The sequence below is a fragment of the Paenibacillus vietnamensis genome, from assembly GCF_020169515.1.
Lineage (GTDB): Bacteria > Bacillota > Bacilli > Paenibacillales > Paenibacillaceae > Pristimantibacillus > Pristimantibacillus vietnamensis.
The window spans coordinates 60,230-76,711 of record NZ_JAHMHW010000015.1 but is presented as its reverse complement, the minus strand read 5'-3'; the positions used below and the strand labels follow the sequence as shown (position 1 = coordinate 76,711).

At 54.9% G+C, this 16,482-nt stretch carries 14 protein-coding genes; 4 read left to right on the top strand and 10 right to left on the bottom strand.

Annotated features, from left to right (window positions below; all coding sequences use genetic code 11):
* Positions 1-14: 14 nt before the first annotated feature.
* From KP806_RS21665 to KP806_RS21650, 4 genes are all read right to left on the bottom strand, one after another.
* Positions 15-1,559, bottom strand: coding sequence for an extracellular solute-binding protein (locus KP806_RS21665; RefSeq protein ID WP_224725836.1), 1,545 nt, complete (start codon positions 1,557-1,559; stop codon positions 15-17).
* A gap of 85 nt (positions 1,560-1,644) precedes the next feature.
* Positions 1,645-2,514 (bottom strand): carbohydrate ABC transporter permease, encoded by an 870-nt coding sequence (locus KP806_RS21660; RefSeq protein ID WP_224725835.1) that lies wholly within the window; start codon positions 2,512-2,514, stop codon positions 1,645-1,647.
* Positions 2,515-3,393 (bottom strand): ABC transporter permease, encoded by an 879-nt coding sequence (locus tag KP806_RS21655; protein ID WP_224725878.1) that lies wholly within the window; start codon positions 3,391-3,393, stop codon positions 2,515-2,517. It abuts the gene before it with no gap.
* A 444-nt stretch (positions 3,394-3,837) separates the two neighbouring features.
* Positions 3,838-5,250 carry an ATP-binding protein gene (locus KP806_RS21650; RefSeq protein WP_224725834.1) on the bottom strand — a complete coding sequence of 471 codons (1,413 nt, stop codon included), beginning with the start codon at positions 5,248-5,250 and terminating at the stop codon, positions 3,838-3,840.
* Positions 5,251-5,616: 366 nt separating this feature from the next.
* On the opposite strand from KP806_RS21650, the gene KP806_RS21645 reads away from it, so the two are divergent.
* Positions 5,617-5,940: a hypothetical protein gene (locus KP806_RS21645; protein WP_224725833.1), complete on the top strand. Its 324-nt coding sequence runs from the start codon at positions 5,617-5,619 to the stop codon at positions 5,938-5,940.
* Positions 5,941-6,269: 329 nt separating this feature from the next.
* On the opposite strand, the gene KP806_RS21640 is transcribed toward KP806_RS21645, so the two are convergent.
* The 4 genes from KP806_RS21640 to KP806_RS21625 form a co-directional block, all read right to left on the bottom strand.
* Positions 6,270-6,530 (bottom strand): hypothetical protein, encoded by a 261-nt coding sequence (locus KP806_RS21640; protein WP_224725832.1) that lies wholly within the window; start codon positions 6,528-6,530, stop codon positions 6,270-6,272.
* A gap of 45 nt (positions 6,531-6,575) precedes the next feature.
* On the bottom strand, positions 6,576-7,496 hold the full coding sequence (locus tag KP806_RS21635; RefSeq protein ID WP_224725831.1) for a class I SAM-dependent methyltransferase: 921 nt from the start codon (positions 7,494-7,496) through the stop codon (positions 6,576-6,578).
* Positions 7,487-8,323, bottom strand: a complete 837-nt coding sequence (locus tag KP806_RS21630; RefSeq protein WP_224725830.1) for a polysaccharide deacetylase family protein — start codon at positions 8,321-8,323, stop codon at positions 7,487-7,489. The genes KP806_RS21635 and KP806_RS21630 overlap by 10 nt, the downstream gene beginning before the upstream one ends.
* 158 nt (positions 8,324-8,481) lie before the next feature.
* Positions 8,482-10,404, bottom strand: a complete 1,923-nt coding sequence (locus tag KP806_RS21625; RefSeq protein WP_224725829.1) for a 3'-5' exonuclease — start codon at positions 10,402-10,404, stop codon at positions 8,482-8,484.
* Between the two features lie 173 nt (positions 10,405-10,577).
* Between KP806_RS21625 and KP806_RS21620 the strand changes: the two genes are divergently transcribed.
* From KP806_RS21620 to KP806_RS21610, 3 genes are all read left to right on the top strand, one after another.
* Positions 10,578-12,176: a spore germination protein gene (locus KP806_RS21620; protein WP_224725828.1), complete on the top strand. Its 1,599-nt coding sequence runs from the start codon at positions 10,578-10,580 to the stop codon at positions 12,174-12,176.
* Positions 12,177-12,196: 20 nt separating this feature from the next.
* Positions 12,197-13,414, top strand: a complete 1,218-nt coding sequence (locus KP806_RS21615; protein ID WP_224725827.1) for a Ger(x)C family spore germination protein — start codon at positions 12,197-12,199, stop codon at positions 13,412-13,414.
* A gap of 111 nt (positions 13,415-13,525) precedes the next feature.
* Positions 13,526-14,635 carry a GerAB/ArcD/ProY family transporter gene (locus tag KP806_RS21610; RefSeq protein ID WP_224725826.1) on the top strand — a complete coding sequence of 370 codons (1,110 nt, stop codon included), beginning with the start codon at positions 13,526-13,528 and terminating at the stop codon, positions 14,633-14,635.
* Here the strand turns inward: KP806_RS21610 and KP806_RS21605 are convergent.
* A complete protein-coding gene (locus KP806_RS21605; RefSeq protein ID WP_224725825.1) occupies positions 14,586-15,344 on the bottom strand; it encodes an SDR family NAD(P)-dependent oxidoreductase in 759 nt (252 codons plus the stop codon). The two genes, KP806_RS21610 and KP806_RS21605, sit on opposite strands and share 50 nt — an antisense overlap.
* On the bottom strand, positions 15,345-16,478 hold the full coding sequence (locus KP806_RS21600; RefSeq protein WP_224725824.1) for an enolase C-terminal domain-like protein: 1,134 nt from the start codon (positions 16,476-16,478) through the stop codon (positions 15,345-15,347).
* Positions 16,479-16,482 lie beyond the last annotated feature (4 nt).

Sequence of the window (16,482 nt, the reverse complement as noted above, 5' to 3'; positions counted from 1 at the left end):
CGCCTTTTGGCCGTTTATTTTTGCACTTTGGCGTACCATTCCTGAACACGCTTGGTGACCGTTTCCCCGCCGGCTTTATTCCATTTGTCTACGAACTCGTCGAACTTCTCCAGCGGCCATTCGCCGATTACGATTTTGGTCAAATATTCCTGGAACAGCTTATGCGATTGAATGTCCGGGAAGCCCTCGTATACGGTGGCCGGCATGCCGTCGCCTGCAATCCGGCGCGCATCCGCCGTGCTCACCGCAAAGATATCCTGAACCATCTTCTGCATGCCTTCCGGAATCGTCTCCTTGATGCGGTTGTCCATATCTTCCTTCGTCGTCAAGTTGCGCATGCCGAGCGCGATCGGCCGGCTGTCCTCCGGCGGCAGCAGCACCTTCTTGCCGTCGACCACCTCATGCTGCTGGCCCTCGATGCCCCAGCGGACAAACTCGTCATTTTCTTTGTTGTAGAAGAAATCGAGCAGCTTCAGGGAAGCTTCCGCTTTGTCCTTGGCCGCCGCCGGAATCAGCCATTCCGGCTCGCCCATGCTCTTCTGCGTAACGAAGCCTTCGAAGCCTTCAACCGCCGGCATCGGCATGCCGGCTACGTAAGCGTCAGGCGCCGTTTTCTGCATAGCCGTCACACGATCGCGAAGGTTGGCTGGAAGATGGTACCAGCTGCCGACCTGGTTATTGTTGATTTTTGCCATCCATACGTCGCCTTTGTTAAGGAACGTCTCGTTGTCGAGCAGCTTTTCCTCATAAAGCTCGCGGATAAAGGCGATGGCTGCCTTCATGTTTTTCGTCACGCCCGCATATTGAATCTGTCCGTCGTAAATATCCCACTCCGGAACGCCTTCCCACATCGCTACGCCGTACATGCCGAACAGGTGATCCATCCATTTGCCGAACTCCCGTCCGGTCGTCGGAAGCTCGTCCGGCTGCCCGTTGCCGTTCGGATCCTTGTCGCGGAAAGCGCGCAGCACTTCCTTGTATTCCTCGATCGTCTTCGGCATTTCCAGGCCGACCTTGTCCAGCCAGTCCTGGCGGATCATCGGAGCGCGCTCCGGCACAAGGAACACCTTAGGCACATAATAAATGTGGCCGTCCGGAGAAGCGGAGCGTACGATATCCCAAGCTTCCTGCGGGATGTTCTTCCACACGTTAGGCGCGTATTGCGGCAGCAGATCGTCCAGCGGCAAAGCGCCGCCCTGCTTGATCAGCGTCTGCTCGATGCCTCCGATCGGACGGAGAATGTCCGGCAGATCGTCGGATGCGATCATCAAATTCAAAAATTCCGTCGGCTCCGAGCCGGGAGGCGTCGTCACCAATTCGTACACGACACCGGTCTTCTCTTCGACATACTTGACATGATCGTTATTGCGGTCCGGGATTGTCCCCACTCCCATATGGCTCTTGAACACCTTGACGGTGACGGAGCCGGACTCGGTCTCTTTCCCGCTTTCCGCTTCAGGCGTTTTCCCCGAGCTCGAGCAGCCCGTAAACACCGTAACGGCAACCAGCGACACCAGTGCGGCCGTTTTGGCCGGTTTTGCAATCCATTGTCTCAACATGCGTGATGCCTCCCCTTTTTTGTTAAAAGCGATATATTAAGCCGGCATGCCGGCTTCATACCCTGCGGCGCATTCCGCCCGGCCGCTACTCCTTAAGCGATCCGAGCATCGAGCCTTTCACGAAATATTTCTGCAAGTAAGGATAAACCAGAATAATCGGAATCGTGGCGAACAGAATAGTTGCCGCTTTCAACGTTGTCGTATTGAAATCGTAATCCCCTAGCACGAGATTGACTGCAGCCAATTCCTCCGGCGACGTCAAGTAAGCCCGCAGCTTCGTCTGCAGCGGCCATTTCTCCGGATCGCGGATAAAGAGCACCGCCCGCTGAAACGTATTCCAATACCCTACCGCATAAAACAAGCTGACTGTCGCAAGCACCGGCTTCGAAAGCGGCAGATAAATCCGGAATAGGATGCCGAAGTCGCTGCAGCCGTCTATTTTGGCCGAATCGTCCAGCTCCTTCGGCAAGCCCATGAAGAAGGTCCGGATAATAATCATGTTAAACGTTCCGATCGCCCCAGGCAAAATCAGCGACCAAAGCGAGTTCATCATGCCCAGCTCGCGTACGGTCAGGAAGAACGGAATCATCGGAGCGTTAAAAATCATCGTAATGACAATGCCCAGCATAACCGGCTTGCGGAGAAGAAACTCCTTATGCGCCAGCGGATAGGCCGTCAGCACCGAGAACAGCATGCTGACGAGCGTGCCCGCCACCGTAATGTACACTGTAATGCCGAAGGCGGTCCATAGCCCTTCATTCCCTAAAATGTGCGTCCAGGAAGCGGTCGTGAACTCGACCGGCAGCAGGAACACCCGCTTGGAATCGGCCGCGACCGGCGAGCTGAGGGACACGGCCAGCAGCTGCAGCAAGGGCAGCAGCATCGTGGCCGCAGCCGCGAATAGAAAGACGTAGTTGAACAGCTGGAATGTTTTTTCGCCGTTTGTCTGCTTCATTTACCACAACCCCTGTTCCGACTTACGCGCCATCCGGTTAAAGATCCACAGCAGCGCGAACCCGATCACCGACTGGAACAAGCCGATCGCCGTCGTTACGCTGTATTGTCCCTGCAGAACCCCTGCCCGGTACACGTATGTCTCGATGATATCCCCGACCGAGTAGGTCATCGGAGTGAGCAAGTTGTAAATCTGGTCGAAGCCGAGCTCCAGGAAGTTGCCGATATTAAGCAGAAACAGCACGAGAATAGTCGGAAACATCGTCGGCAGCGTAATATGCAGCGTCTGCTTCCACCGGTTCGCGCCGTCCATGACGGCCGCTTCGTACAAATTCGGGTTAATGCCGGCAATCGCGGCCAAATAGATGATCGTCCCCCAGCCCACATCCTTCCAGATCGCCGAAATGACGACGATGGACCGGAAATACCGCTGCTCCTGCATAAACAGAATCGGCTCCATCCCGAGCCAGCCCCTGATCATATTGAAGGCGCCTTCACTTGCCAGCAGCTCGAACACGATGCCGCCGACAACGACCCAGGACAGGAAGTGCGGCAGATAAAACAAGCTTTGCACGACCCGCTTGGCCAGCATCAGTCTGACTTCATTGAACAGAAGCGCGAGAATGATCGGCGCCGGAAATCCGAATACGAGATGGTACAGCGCGATCGTCGCGGTGTTTCTTAATACAAGGTAAAAATCCTGATACGTAAAAATAAACTTGAAATTGTCCAGCCCGACCCAGGGGCTGCTCATCATGCCCTTCATGATCTGAAAATCCTGAAACGCGATTGCGCTTCCTGCCAGCGGAACGTATTTGAAAACAAGATAATAAATGATGCCGGGCAGGATCATGATATAAAGCATCCAATGCTTGCGCATATTAGCGAGATAAAGATTCTCTTTCGCTTTGGGGATTCGGACGGATGCCGGTGTGGTGCCTTTACTTAATTGATCGAGCGTATCTGCCATCGCTGCGCCCCTCCTTCGTTTCTTGTACCGCCATCTTACCTTCCGGAGCGACGGCCGTTCAATTGTCCATTCCTCCATAGCATGCACAAATACGCGATCCAGCCGTTTTCTGGACGAATCGCTTGTGCCTGACAGGTTTGGATTGAGGTTCGCGGCTTTGAAGCATATGAACGCAAAAAAGCCGCAACTATGCGGCTTTGGCGGATTTGTTAGCTCCGCGGAGGATCGGTTTGTGGTCAAAAATGAGTCCAAAGGTGCGCGATTGCGGATCTGTGGTCCGCAAACCGGTTATAAACATACTTTTTCCACGAAATAACGGAACTACAGTCCGGTGGTCCGGTGAGCATGCTCAAATTACTTACTCTCCTCGGTCTGCAGGCCGGCCGGCAGCTTCAGGGTAAACAAGCTGCCCTTGCCCTTCTCGCTTGCGAGGGTCAGATCCCCGCCAAGCAGCCTGGCCAGCTGCAGGCTGATCGCAAGCCCAAGTCCGGTCCCTTCGTATTTCCGGCTGACGGCGCCGTCCTCCTGCTGGAACGCCTCGAATACCAGCTGCCGGTTCGCTTCGTCGATGCCGATGCCGGTATCCTCCACCTCAAACAGAAACCAGCCGGTCGTTTGGTCCATGGACAGCTTTAAGGAGACGCTGCCCTGTTCGGTAAATTTTACCGCGTTGGATAACAGGTTGCGCAAAATTTGAGCGAGCCGGAGACCGTCCGTATAAATAACCTCGGGCACCTCCTGACCGATCTCTACCACGAAGGCGAGCCCCTTCTTCGCCGCTATCGGGTACAACTGATGATAAAGCAGCTGAGTCAGGTCTCGGGTGGCGGCTTGCCCCCATTCGATGTCCATTTTGCCCGCCTCAACCTTGGAAAGATCCAGAATGTCATTGATGATGCGCAGCAGCTCGGTGCTCGACGTATGAATGATATCCGCGTATTGGCCGTTCTCGCTGAGCTCCTCCCGCTCCCACTCGTTCTCGCGGATCAGCTGGGATAACAGAATGATGCTGTTCAAAGGCGTTCTCAGCTCATGCGACATATTGTACATAAAATCCGATTTGTACTGGGAAGCCTTCGCCAGCTGCCGCGCGCGTTCCTCCAGCTCCCGCTTCGCCTCCAGCAGCTCCAACGTCTGCAGGATGAGCGTCCGGTTCATGTCGCGCAGTTCCTGCGCGCGCAGCTGCTCCTTGTAGAAATCGTGGATAATAAACAGAAAAAAAGCGCCCAGCAGCACGGCTAAAGGCAGCGTGTACGGCATAATTTGAGTGAGATAGACGTCGCGCCGGAGCGCTCCGAACAAAGCGATGCCGGTAACTTGGACAATATTGACGGAGAGCAAGGATATCGTTGCCTTCAGCCTATAGGTCCAAAGCTTCTTTCGCTTGTAAAGAGCAATCAATCCCGCGGCAATTATGCCCATTATGGCGATGTTGATCGATCCGGTCATTGCGTTAGCCGTCATGCCGTTGACGGCAAAGCGGGAAGCTGCGATGCCAAGCCCGATCATCAGAGCATACCGCGGCTTGTTGAACAAAAGCGACGCTACGATAATCGGAACCGCCCGCAAGTCGAAGACCGGGCCGTCCGGCAGCTGCACACCGAATATCATCGCCAGCCAGCCCGTGAAAATAAACGTGACCACTAGCAGAAGCTGCTTCGTTATGTAAGATGCATTTTTGAGAATATGTTTATAGACGAGATTAAAAAGATAGGCGCAGGTAATGAGCATACTGACATTCATAATAAACGTGATATAAAAGTGCATCTCGGAGCCTCCTCTCGCCTAGCCTTATTGTACACGATAAGCTAGCGGCCGATCAAAGAAAGGCAGGCTCGGCCCTCGCCGCCTCTGCTGCAATTTGTGAAGCGGATACCTGGCATGGCGCGCTGTCCGGCTGCTTCCGCTGCACTTTATGCATCGGATTGCTCCTATCGTCTGGAAATGCTGCAATTTTTCCGGTTTTTGCTGTAAAAGCTGCAGCAGAGCACGCCTTCTCCTCAAGCTCCATTCATTCCGATGTGTAAAGTACATTCCAGACAAATGGATCACGGATATTCGTACCGGCACCTCATTCCATTTCGCTCCGATTCCGGTATACTTGAGGAGTTGATCTCGCTTGGAAGAAAGGTTGTGTGCTTGTTGCGCGGGTTCGGGTTGAATGCCGTTGTGAAGTATGCGCTGAGGGGAATCGCCTTTATTGTATACATGCCGTTTTATTTGCCGGTTCGTCTGCTGGACTTGGTCTGGTCCAACATCATCTCGCCTCCGGTCGTCTGGCTGTGGAAGCATGCAGCCGAGCCCTTCATCCGTTTTATCGTCGAATACGTAGTAGCTCCGCTTTGGCGCTGCTTAATCTATTACCCAGCGAGTCTGCTGTGGAAACGGATATTGCGGCCTTGTCTGCAGTTTCTTTGGGGAAGCCTTCTTGTACCCGCCGGCCGTTTCGTGTGGTAGTATGTGCTTTGGTAAGGTAACGGTCATAATCGCCGCTTGGAATGACGAAGCAGCAAGTATCGGTTGCTATCGGACAGCAGTGTCGTTTAGGTCAGGTGGAAGGGTGCGCTTTCTTTATGAGCATGGCTTTAAAGCGCCGTGATGACCGTTTGAATGTGGAAATTGCGCAATAGAGGCTCTAAGCCTCGTTCTTGTCCATTAAAAAAGCCTCCACTTCCGGCGCACGGGCTGAAACATGGAATTTGCCGCATTTGGACCCGCCAGACCATAAAAAACGGAGCCGACTCCCCGGTCGCTTCATGACCTTTGAGACAGCCCCGGCTTCGCTTCTATTTCCATCTATGTTTTCTATTTAGAAAAAACGCTGCGACGGCGAACATTCCAAATACAGCAGCCACTTCGATTAGATAGTGATACCAAACAAACTGATAATGAATGACGACAAAATAATTGTTTGAATTTATGGAATCGAAATCATCAGGGGTCTGCAGCATTAGAAGCGCCCCTAGAACTGCAAATAGTCCCAAATCCAATGCAGCAGCAATAACGAGAGAGCAAATTGTACTGTAAATCACTTGTTTCTTTGTCATTCCCGAATACACTCCTGGCTCAATGATGTAGTACGGCGGTTAATATCATTTTGTTGCTACCGCGGCGAAGTAGACGGGAAACAAACCGAATACCCCGCGCCTCGGCTCCGTATGCAGCTGTATCTCGCTGAAGCCCGCCTGCCGCAGCGAAGCCTCCAAGCCCCGCATCGTCAAAAAACGCGACTGCGAGCGGAGAAAAGGGGCAGCCGGCCTTTGCCGCGCGGATAGCTTATGCGCCAAAAAGGCATACGTTTTTAGACGGAACAGTCCCTTGCGCGCCAGCATGTAATCCAGCCCGTAACCCGAACCGTGGACGAGCAGAAACAGCTTTCCCTGCGGAGCCAGAATACGGTGCATTTCGGCCAGTGCCCGTCCGACGTCCAAGTATTGCAGCGCCGTCCGGCATACCGCCATGTCAAAGGCCGCGTCTCCCCAGGGCAATTGGTGGGCGTCGCCCGTTATCGCAGACACCCGGCCCTTTTCAGCCGCCCCTTCGCCAATCAATGCTTGAAGCAAGCCATTCTGAGCTTGAACAGCTTCTTTTCCGCTGACGAGCACCTGCGATCCACGGCCTAACAACTCTTGGAGCAAGCCGATTTGAGCTTCGCTCTCGTCGATTCCGCTGACGAGCTCCCTCTCTTCGCCGCCAATCAGCGCATGGATCGTGGCTCCTCCACCGCAGCAGATGTCGGCTATTTTGACCCGGCCTTCGGCTTCCCGCAGCAGCAAAACGTCAAAGAAGCCCGGTGCATGCAGCTGCCGGTAATATTCGTAACAGGTATACCCGAACGCCGTATCCGCAAGCCGCCGCTCCGGCGTAACCGCTCCACCCGCCGCGAGCCCTTCCCAAACTTCTTCATCCGGAGCCTGCCATCCATCCAGCTTCACGCCCGCTTCTTGTCCGAACAGGTAAGCGGCACCCTCGAGCAGCCGGCGGCTCCGCACGATTTCGGCTTTCATTCGCATGCGGCCAGCTCCCCTATGTGCGGATATTGGCGGCGGATCGACGTACAGGAGTAGTCGGACAGCAGCCGCCCGAGCTTGCGGTTTGTATCGCCCAAGCCGTAATACCTTCTAATGACGTTAGCCCAAGTCGTTCCGAGCTTGCGGGGCTGATCGCGATCGAGGTCATACGGATGGATATAGAAGACGAAGGAGCCATTTTGACGCATCAGCTTCTCCGCCCCGGTGCGAAAGAGACGATACGGATACAGGCGAAAATACCCTCCCCCGCCCCACGGAATTTTCATTCCGCCTGCGCGATACGAAGGAAGCGGGATCTCCCACAGGCTTTTGTCGATTGGAAAAGAAGGCGGTGCATCCTTGGTCAGCTCGACTCTTGAACCGTCCGGATTAAACGAATTCGGCATGATGCTGGAATCGTAAGCGAAGCCTTCCTCCCCCAGCAGCTCGAGCCCCCAATCCGTCATCGAGAAGCATGGCGCCCGGTAGCCGCGGACCTCGGTTCCCGTCAGCTGCTCCAGCATCTCCTTCGAATGTTTGATATCCTGCTTGAATTCCTGCGGGGTTTGCCGGTGAACCAGCCGATGGGCGTAGCCGTGCGAGGCGATTTCATGCCCTCTTCTGTGGATCTCCTTGACCAGCTCAGGCCTTTTCTCCGCGATCCATCCGAGCACGAAGAAGGTTCCCTCCGCTCCATGTTCGTCCAGCAGATCCAGCAGCCGGTGCGTCGGCCTCTCCAGCCGGATCGGGCAAGTCTCCCATTCCGAAAGCGGCAGATCCGGGCTGCAAAACCAATCCTCTACATCAACCGTGAACAACATTTTCAACATGGATCGCCTCCCGCAGGTTATTGGAATATTCTGAGTCCATTATAAATGTATGGAAGCAGGATCGACAAAGAAAAAATTTCCAAAAACCGGTGCAGAAGGTAATAAAAAAGAGGCGCACAAGGCCGTTCGCCCTGTAACACCTCTCTTTCTGACCGATTTTATCCGAGCAGCTTGTCCGTCCGCTGAGGCTCAGCCTGCTCCTGCCGCACCTCGTCCAGGTAAAGCGTATATCGCGAATCGCCGCTGTACGAAATATGCAGCCACTCCAGCGCGCGGGTCATGGCGACATAGAACAGCGATACCTCGCGCTCCTCCACCTCTTCCAGCGAAAAAGGCATGTTCTCGGCATTAACGATGAACACCGCCCGGAAATCGAGCCCCTTCGCTCCCTCGATCTCCGACACGTTAAGCGCACCGATGGAGGTCAGCTCATTCTGAGCCGTGCCGCTCTCTTCGGTGAGCCACTGAAACGGAAGCCCCTGAGCGTTCAGCGCCCTGCGGATCCCGTCGGCAAAGGAAGAATGGTAATTGTCTTTGACCCGGTACAAAATCGCCATATCGGAAAACGGCACCTTATGCTCATTATGCAAATATTCGATTTGCCGGATGACGCCGCGCAGCTCTTCCTGGAAGCTGCCGCAGCGCAAGACCGAAGGCTCCGGACCGTTTCTCTTCGCGCTTTGAGGGGGAATAATTTCCATCCCCTTTACCGAGCCGTACAGCACCCTGCCCTGCATAAGGGAATGCTTCCGGTAAAAATCCCACGCGAACCGGGCGATCTGGGCGGTATTGCGGTAGTTCACCGAGAGGACGCGCGACCTTCCCCGGAAATCCAGGCCCGTTTCCTTCAGCAGGCTCGATTTCCGCTTCATGTACGACTGCGCCCGGTCCTCCACCAGCAGCAGATTTTGCGTAGACGGGTTGAGCAGCAGACTAAGCAGCTTCAGCCAGCCCGGCTGAAAATCCTGGCCCTCGTCGATCAGAATCGCTTCGTAGGCCGGAAGAATCGCTTCCTTCCGCTCCAGCTTGCCGATCAGCATCGGAATGTCCGTATCCCGCGCGTTCAGCGCTTTCCTCAGCCATTCATGGAAGTTGTACACCTCCACGTTGTTCTTCAGTGGTTTTCCTTCCTTCTGCTCCGCCAGCCTGATCCAGTCCAGCAGATCCTCCGGCTCGTCCATCATCCGGCCGATCGTCTGCTTGAGGCTTTGCGACAACGGGATGCTGCTGCATAACACGAGAATGCGCCAATCCGGATAATGCTTCGCGAGCATATTCGCACGGGTGGCCAGCACAAGCGTTTTGCCGCTGCCGGCGACGCCGCGGATCAGGCGATGGCGGTCGCCGAGCTGCTTCGCAATCGTTTCCTGATGCAGATCGAGCTCCTTAACCGGCTGCATCGACAAGACGAGCTGCTCCTGCCCGCCCGCCGGACGCCGGAATTCGGTGCTCAGCCGAACCTCGGGCACGAGGTGGCTGCGGACCGCCGAAATATCTTCCTTCGTTAAAATATACCGCGTGCGCCGCCACGACTCGAACATGCCATGGATCCTCTCGATAAGCGCATCGGCGGAAAATCCGTCCTCCTCGGGATCGATCTCGTCGCGGCACAGCACGAAGGCCTCCGGGATCACCTCGTACAGATCCGCTTCGCGAAAGTCTTTCCGCTTCATCCTTGGGAATACCGTCCCGAAGCCGTGCGGGAACTTCAGCTGCCCTTGGAGCTTGCCCTTCGCCAGCGTGAGCCGCTCATCCCGCTTAAGCCGGTCCGCAACATGCCGTACGCTTGCTCTTGCCTGCCGGTACGGGTTCATGACGGCTTCCAGCTGTCCGGCCGCCGTGTATACCTGCCATTCCTCACGGCCGGCTTCGATGAGTGCGGACCTCGTATAGTCCAGCACCTCCAGAACGACCAAGCCCAGATCGGGACCTATAATGACGAACGAAGGCCGTTCTCCGTCGATTTCCGGCTCGAAATAGACGACATAATCGCTTGGCAAATGCTCCTTCAGCGCCCGGTACAATAACCGTTCCCCCGCCGCCGCGCTCGTCCGGATCGCCTCCGGTACCATGTATGCCATCGTTCCCCACCTCAATTTCAGCCGTATTTGCTTCAACGCTTTTCTTACATTATAGCACGGGTCCGGGGAATATTGGCGCCGGTCAGCAATCGTGCGGTTCGGAAAAAAAGGAATAATCCGGCGCTTCCGTGGGAAAATACTGGTTATACCTGTAGCCAAGGCGGACATTGATCATGTACAAATTCATGAAGCGGTTAGCAAAAAAACGGGAGTATCCGCAGCAGCATGCGCAAACGGACCTTCTGCTGCCGGAGAAGCTTTCGGCAAGCCTCGTGCAAAATACGGAAACCATTGCATCGCTGACGGGCAACAGCTCGGATTTCACCGTTCGAAGCTTTCACGGGCTCGGCGGCATGACGTTCGCCGTCGTGTTCATCGACGGCCTGACGGATTCTTTTATCGTCAATGAAAATATCGTAAAGCCGTTAATGCAGGAGGCGGATGCGGCGGCAGCCGGACAACCGGGCGGCATCGATTCTTTCGCCTTCGTCAAGGACCGGGTTTTGACCGTCGGAAGCACAAACACCATACATACCTTTACGGACTTAATGTCCACCTTATACGGCGGGCATACCGTCATTCTCGCCGAAGGCTGGCAGCACGGCATTTCCGCAAGCTCCTCCAAATGGGAGCAAAGAGGCGTCGAAGAGCCGGCGACCCAAACCGTTATCCGCGGTCCAAAGGAAGGGTTTACCGAAAATATCGGCACCAACGTAGCCCTTCTCCGGCGAAAAATCAAAAGCCCCCGTCTATGGAAAATCGACCGCAAAATCGGACGCATCACCCGGACCGACGTCAGCGTCATGTACATTAACGGAATCGCCGACGATACCGTGGTGGGCGAGGTGCTGGAACGGCTTGACCGCATCGACACGGACAGCATATTGGAGAGCGGCTACCTGGAGGAATTCATCCAGGATAAAACCTTCACTCCGTTTCCGACGATGATTAATACGGAGCGTCCGGACAGCGTCGCGGCCGCCCTGCTGGAAGGCCAGGTTGCCCTGTTAGTGGACGGGACGCCGTTTGTGCTGCTGCTTCCGATTACCTTTTTTAAATTTTTTATTGCCAGCGAGGACTATTATCAACGATTTGATATTTCTTCCTTTTTGAGAATTTTGCGCATATGCGCCTTTACGATCTCGATGGTGCTTCCGTCCATTTATATTGCCGTCACAACTTATCATCAGGAAATGATCCCGACGACCCTTCTGGTCAGCCTTGCGGCGCAAAGGGAAGGCATTCCTTTTCCCGCCTTCTTCGAAGCGTTAATGATGGAAGTCACCTTTGAGGTGCTTAGGGAAGCCGGAGTCCGGCTGCCAAGGGCAATCGGTTCTGCGATCTCGATTGTAGGGGCACTCGTTCTGGGGCAGGCGGCCGTGGAAGCAGGCCTCGTATCGGCGGCAATGGTTATTGTAGTAGCTTTTACGGCGATATCCAGCTTCGTCGTACCGGCGTTTAATATCGCAATCGCTGCACGGCTGATTCGTTTCGTGCTGATGTTTCTGGCGGCGACGATGGGTTTTTTCGGCATTATGTCCGGACTGCTGTTTCTGATCATCCATATGCTGAGCATCCGCTCCTTCGGCGTTCCATACCTCGCTCCGGTGGCTCCGCTTGTGCCCGGCAATTTAAAAGACAGCGTATTCCGGGCCCCGTGGTGGATGATGATCACCAGACCCCGGCTCATCTCAAAAAAAGGCAGCATCGTCCGGCAAAAACCGAAGCCGCGGCCTGACCGGTCCGGCGACGAAAGCGAAAGGAAGACCTGACTGCTTAAAGGAGAGAGGAAATGAAGCGACTCGGAATACTGCTCTTATGCTTCCTCGTTTCCATGCTTGCCGGCGGCTGCTGGAACCAGACCGAGCTGAACCGGTTAGGCATCGTAAGCGCGGTCGCTTATGATTTGGACGAAGCCAATCAGTGGACGGTCACTTACCAGGTCATCATCCCGCGGACGTCGCAGGGAGCGTCAGGCGGAGGCGGCAGCGAAGCGCCGGTTACCGTCTTCTCGTCGAAAGGAAGGACGATCGGGGAAGCCAGCCAGAAGAAGGATTTCGAAACGCCCCGCCGCCTCTTCTTCGCCCATACCCGCGTCATCATCCTGGGCAGGCGTGCCGCTACTTACGGAGTCGATCAAATTCTGGACACATATCTGAGAAGCAATGAAACGAGGGAAAATGCATATATTCTCGTCACGGAGGGACAAGGGCAGGACGTCCTGGAGGTGCTGACGACGATGGATCCCGTTCCTGGCATTTTGATCTCCAGCCTGCTGAGCGGACAGGGCGGCCGGCAATCGAATCTGGCCCCGTCGAGGCTACACGAATTTATTTCCTCCGTCACCAATCCTTCGCAAAGCGCCACCTTGTCGGAAATTAAAGTTTCGGGAGTGCAGGAAAATCAAAAATCTCTGGACGCGCTTAAGAAAACACGAAGCTCCGCCGTCCTGAAGTTAAGCAGAATCGGCGTATTTAAGCAGAACCGGTTCACGGGCTGGTTAAGCCTGAAGGAAAGCTTCGGCATTGCCTGGATGACAAACCGCATGAAAAACACGATCGTAACTTTCCCCTGCAAAGGGGACGGCGCGGACGGGCAGCTCTCTTCTTTTTTCGTGGAAAGCTCCCGGACGAAGCTGAAGCCGAGCTTGTCGAACGGCCAGCTAACGATGTCCGTCGAGATCGAGGCGAAAGGCAGCTTATACGAAACGCCTTGCAGCCTGGATTTAAAAAAGCCTGAAACGATCAAGGAATTAAACGGATATATCCAGCAGAAGATCAAAGCCGATGTCGAGCAATCGTATCGGGCCGTCGCGGGGATGCAGGCAGACGTTCTCGGCTTCGGCGACGCCTTCCACCGCAAATATCCGCAAGAATGGAAGCAGCTGGGGAAGAGCTGGGAGCAGGAATTCGCGAAGATCAAATTGGATGTTGGGGTACGGGTAGCTATTCGCCGGACCGGCATGATCAATGACTCGTTCTCGAAAATTTCAGCTAGCGTAAACGACTGACGCCGTCTTTGCGGCATAAGTTCGTTTCGCGGTGAAATATAAGCATCGTATAAGGGTTAAAATTTATACTTTCTTATATTTGAACATAAGATTGAGACTGGAGGCAGGAACATGGAGAGAATCAGCAAGCATCAATTGGCCGCGATGATTATCCTGTTTCAAATCGGGAGCACTCCTTTATTTGAAATCGGCATCAGGACCGGGCAGAACGCCTGGATCGTCGTGATCTGCAATATGCTGCTCGGCTGCTTGCTGCTCCTGATGTTTTTGGCCATTCATCGAAAGGAACCGGACAAAAACTTAAATGAGCTGTTTATCCACTATTTCGGTACGGTTGCCGGAAAAGCGCTGGCCCTGTTTTATGTGCTTCTGTTTATTTACGAGTCCATGCGGAATTTGCGGGACTTTGGGGATCTGACCGTCCTGACCATTCTTCCCCGGACCCCGATTTCCCTTATTATGCTCGTGATGGTCGCGCTCTCCGTATATGCGCTAAAGAAAGGAATCGAGATTTTTTTCCGGCTGGCGGAGTTTATCGTGGCAGGCGTTTTATTCTTCTACTTGATATTGATCGCCATGACCTTCGTCTCCGGGCTCGTCCACTGGAAGCGCCTGCTCCCCGTTATGGAAAACGGGGTCCGTCCGATCCTGCTGGAAAGCTCGGAGTCGCTCTGGTTCCCTTTTGGCCAAATGATGATCTTTCTTATCTTCTGGAAATATGCAGCGGACAAGGCAGGCGTATCAAAAGCTTCGTTACGGGCCTATTTTACGGCAGGCTTTGTTATCCTGATCACCAGCGTGATCAATATTTCGGTGCTGGGGCATCAATTTACAGACATCAGCACCGTTCCGCTGCTGCAAACCGTTCAGCTGATCCAGATTGCGGACGTCTTCGAACGGTTCGATACGCTTGTCATTATGCTGTTTTATGCGGGAATCTACATGAAAGCTACGTTATGGCTGCTGGCCGCAGTTCTCGGCTTATCCCAAATCTTCCCTGTGGGCTACCGGACGTTTTTGCTGCCTGTCGGGGGCGTTATTTATGCAACGGCATTTTTGCCCCCGAGCTGGCAGGCTCATTTGGAATTCGGGGAGACCGTGGCAACGCGTTTCATGATGAATCCGATTTTTCTCGGGATTATTCCGGCCGTTTTGTATGCGGTCATGCTCCTCAAAATCCGATTCCCGCCCCGCCGTCGATACGCAAATCCACGCCCGTGACAAAACGCGCCGCCGGCGAGCATAAATAGACGGCCGCGTTGCCGATGTCTTCGGGGCTGCCGAGACGGCCCATCGGGGTCCGGGAGAGAATTTTTCTGGCCCGCTCCGGATCGCCGGCGAACGCCTTGTTCGTCATATCGCTCTCGATCCAACCCGGAACGATGGCATTTACCCTTACTCCGTGAGGGGAAAGCTCGCTGGCGAGGCCCCTCACCATGCCGCTTATCGCCGTTTTGGCCGCGGTATAGGCGATGACGTTCGGAACACCCATAATGGCTGCCATGGAGCTCACGAACAGAATCGCTCCCGACTGCCGAGCAACCATTCGGCCTGCAAACTCCCGCGTCAGGGCGAACCCTCCCTGCACATGGGTCATCAGCACCTCCGCGAAGCCTTCGTCGCTCGTTTCCGCCACGCTTTTCTTCAAATGATTGCCCGCATTGTTGATCAGGATATCGACCGGTCCGAACCGTTCCTCCATCTCGCTGACGAGTCCGGGGATCGTGTCCAAACGAGTAATATCATGTTGAATGCAGGAAGCGGCGGAGCCGAGCTCCTCGCAAGCGAACCGCAGCTGTTCCTCCCGCCTTCCTGTCAGCACGACTTTCCCGCCGGCGTTCACGATGGCGCGGGCCATTCCCATGCCAAGACCCGTCCCGCCGCCGGTAATGAGCGCCAGCTTTCCGGTTAATTCAAACGGACTTCCCATCTAACCTTCGCCTCCCTGTTCCTCTATGATTTTATAGGACACGCATTGCCGGTGAATGAGCTCCCAATCCAGCTCCGCTCCGACTCCGGGCGCTTCCGGCACCGTGATCATGCCCTGCGCGTCAATCGGCAGCTGCCCTTTCATCGGAAACCGGAATTGCTCCTCCGGCACAAAATATTCGAAGTACTCGCAGTTGCGGATCGCGCAAGACACATGAAGATTAACGAGATCCATATAATTCATCGTCGTCGTATGGATCTCGCACCGCAAGCCGAAAGCCTCCGCGAGATGGGCGATCTTCAGCGTGCCCGTAATCCCGTTTTTCCAGGACACGTCCGCCCTGACGATATCCGCGGCGTCATTGGCGATCGATTGCGCGACACCCCAATGGCAGCCCCTGGTCGTCTCCGTCGCGGCAACGGGAATGTCCAGCGCGGCGCACAATTGCCTGTACTTGTTCACTTCAAAATCCCGGAACGGCTCCTCGAACCACAGGTAGTTCAGCCTCTCCAGCTGGCGTCCGACTTTTATCGCCTCGTCCAGGCTGTATTCCGCAACCGGGTCCGTTAGGAGCACATGCTCGTCTCCCAAGGCGTCCCTTAACGCTTGATGAATTTTCATATCCAGCTGATAAGGGCCGGGAGGATGCGCCTTATAGGCGTTGATCCCGAGCGATTTGTAATGCAGCGCCTCATCGACATATTGCTGGACGGTCTCGTGGAACAGCCCGCTCGCGTATACCGGAAGCTGCGTCCGGCAGGCGCCCATATATTTGTAGAGCGGCAATCCGGCCGCCTTGGCCGCGATATCCCACAGTGCGACGTCGACCGGACCAGGCAAATAGACGGGAAAAAAGCCGAGATGGCGGTCGACATTCCACAGCTCGTGCCAGATCGCCTCCCGGTCGTAAGGATCCCGCCCCATAAGAATGGGACCGATATTGTCCTGTAGATATGCTTCCGTCACAGCCCCCGAACGCGCGGCCAGCGCCGTGGCGATCCCCTCGATGCCGTTATCCGTCGTCAGCTTGACGACGACGACGTCCCAGGGCATTTGGCTTTTGCCTTGCCGCTTTCCGTCAAATAAACATTCGTTCCGCTGCACCCACCAGGTTTCGAATTTGACGATCCTCATAAAG

Excerpts from the sequence above, each read along its gene's own strand:
- KP806_RS21665 (WP_224725836.1), bottom strand. The coding sequence starts at position 1,559 with ATGTTGAGACAATGGATTGCAAAACCGGCCAAAACGGCCGCACTGGTG.
- KP806_RS21660 (WP_224725835.1), bottom strand. The coding sequence starts at position 2,514 with ATGAAGCAGACAAACGGCGAAAAAACATTCCAGCTGTTCAACTACGTC.
- KP806_RS21655 (WP_224725878.1), bottom strand. The coding sequence starts at position 3,393 with ATGCGCAAGCATTGGATGCTTTATATCATGATCCTGCCCGGCATCATT.
- KP806_RS21650 (WP_224725834.1), bottom strand. The coding sequence starts at position 5,250 with ATGCACTTTTATATCACGTTTATTATGAATGTCAGTATGCTCATTACC.
- KP806_RS21640 (WP_224725832.1), bottom strand. The coding sequence starts at position 6,530 with ATGACAAAGAAACAAGTGATTTACAGTACAATTTGCTCTCTCGTTATT.
- KP806_RS21635 (WP_224725831.1), bottom strand. The coding sequence starts at position 7,496 with ATGCGAATGAAAGCCGAAATCGTGCGGAGCCGCCGGCTGCTCGAGGGT.
- KP806_RS21630 (WP_224725830.1), bottom strand. The coding sequence starts at position 8,323 with ATGTTGAAAATGTTGTTCACGGTTGATGTAGAGGATTGGTTTTGCAGC.
- KP806_RS21625 (WP_224725829.1), bottom strand. The coding sequence starts at position 10,404 with ATGGCATACATGGTACCGGAGGCGATCCGGACGAGCGCGGCGGCGGGG.
- KP806_RS21620 (WP_224725828.1), top strand. The coding sequence starts at position 10,578 with ATGTACAAATTCATGAAGCGGTTAGCAAAAAAACGGGAGTATCCGCAG.
- KP806_RS21615 (WP_224725827.1), top strand. The coding sequence starts at position 12,197 with ATGAAGCGACTCGGAATACTGCTCTTATGCTTCCTCGTTTCCATGCTT.
- KP806_RS21610 (WP_224725826.1), top strand. The coding sequence starts at position 13,526 with ATGGAGAGAATCAGCAAGCATCAATTGGCCGCGATGATTATCCTGTTT.
- KP806_RS21605 (WP_224725825.1), bottom strand. The coding sequence starts at position 15,344 with ATGGGAAGTCCGTTTGAATTAACCGGAAAGCTGGCGCTCATTACCGGC.
- KP806_RS21600 (WP_224725824.1), bottom strand. The coding sequence starts at position 16,478 with ATGAGGATCGTCAAATTCGAAACCTGGTGGGTGCAGCGGAACGAATGT.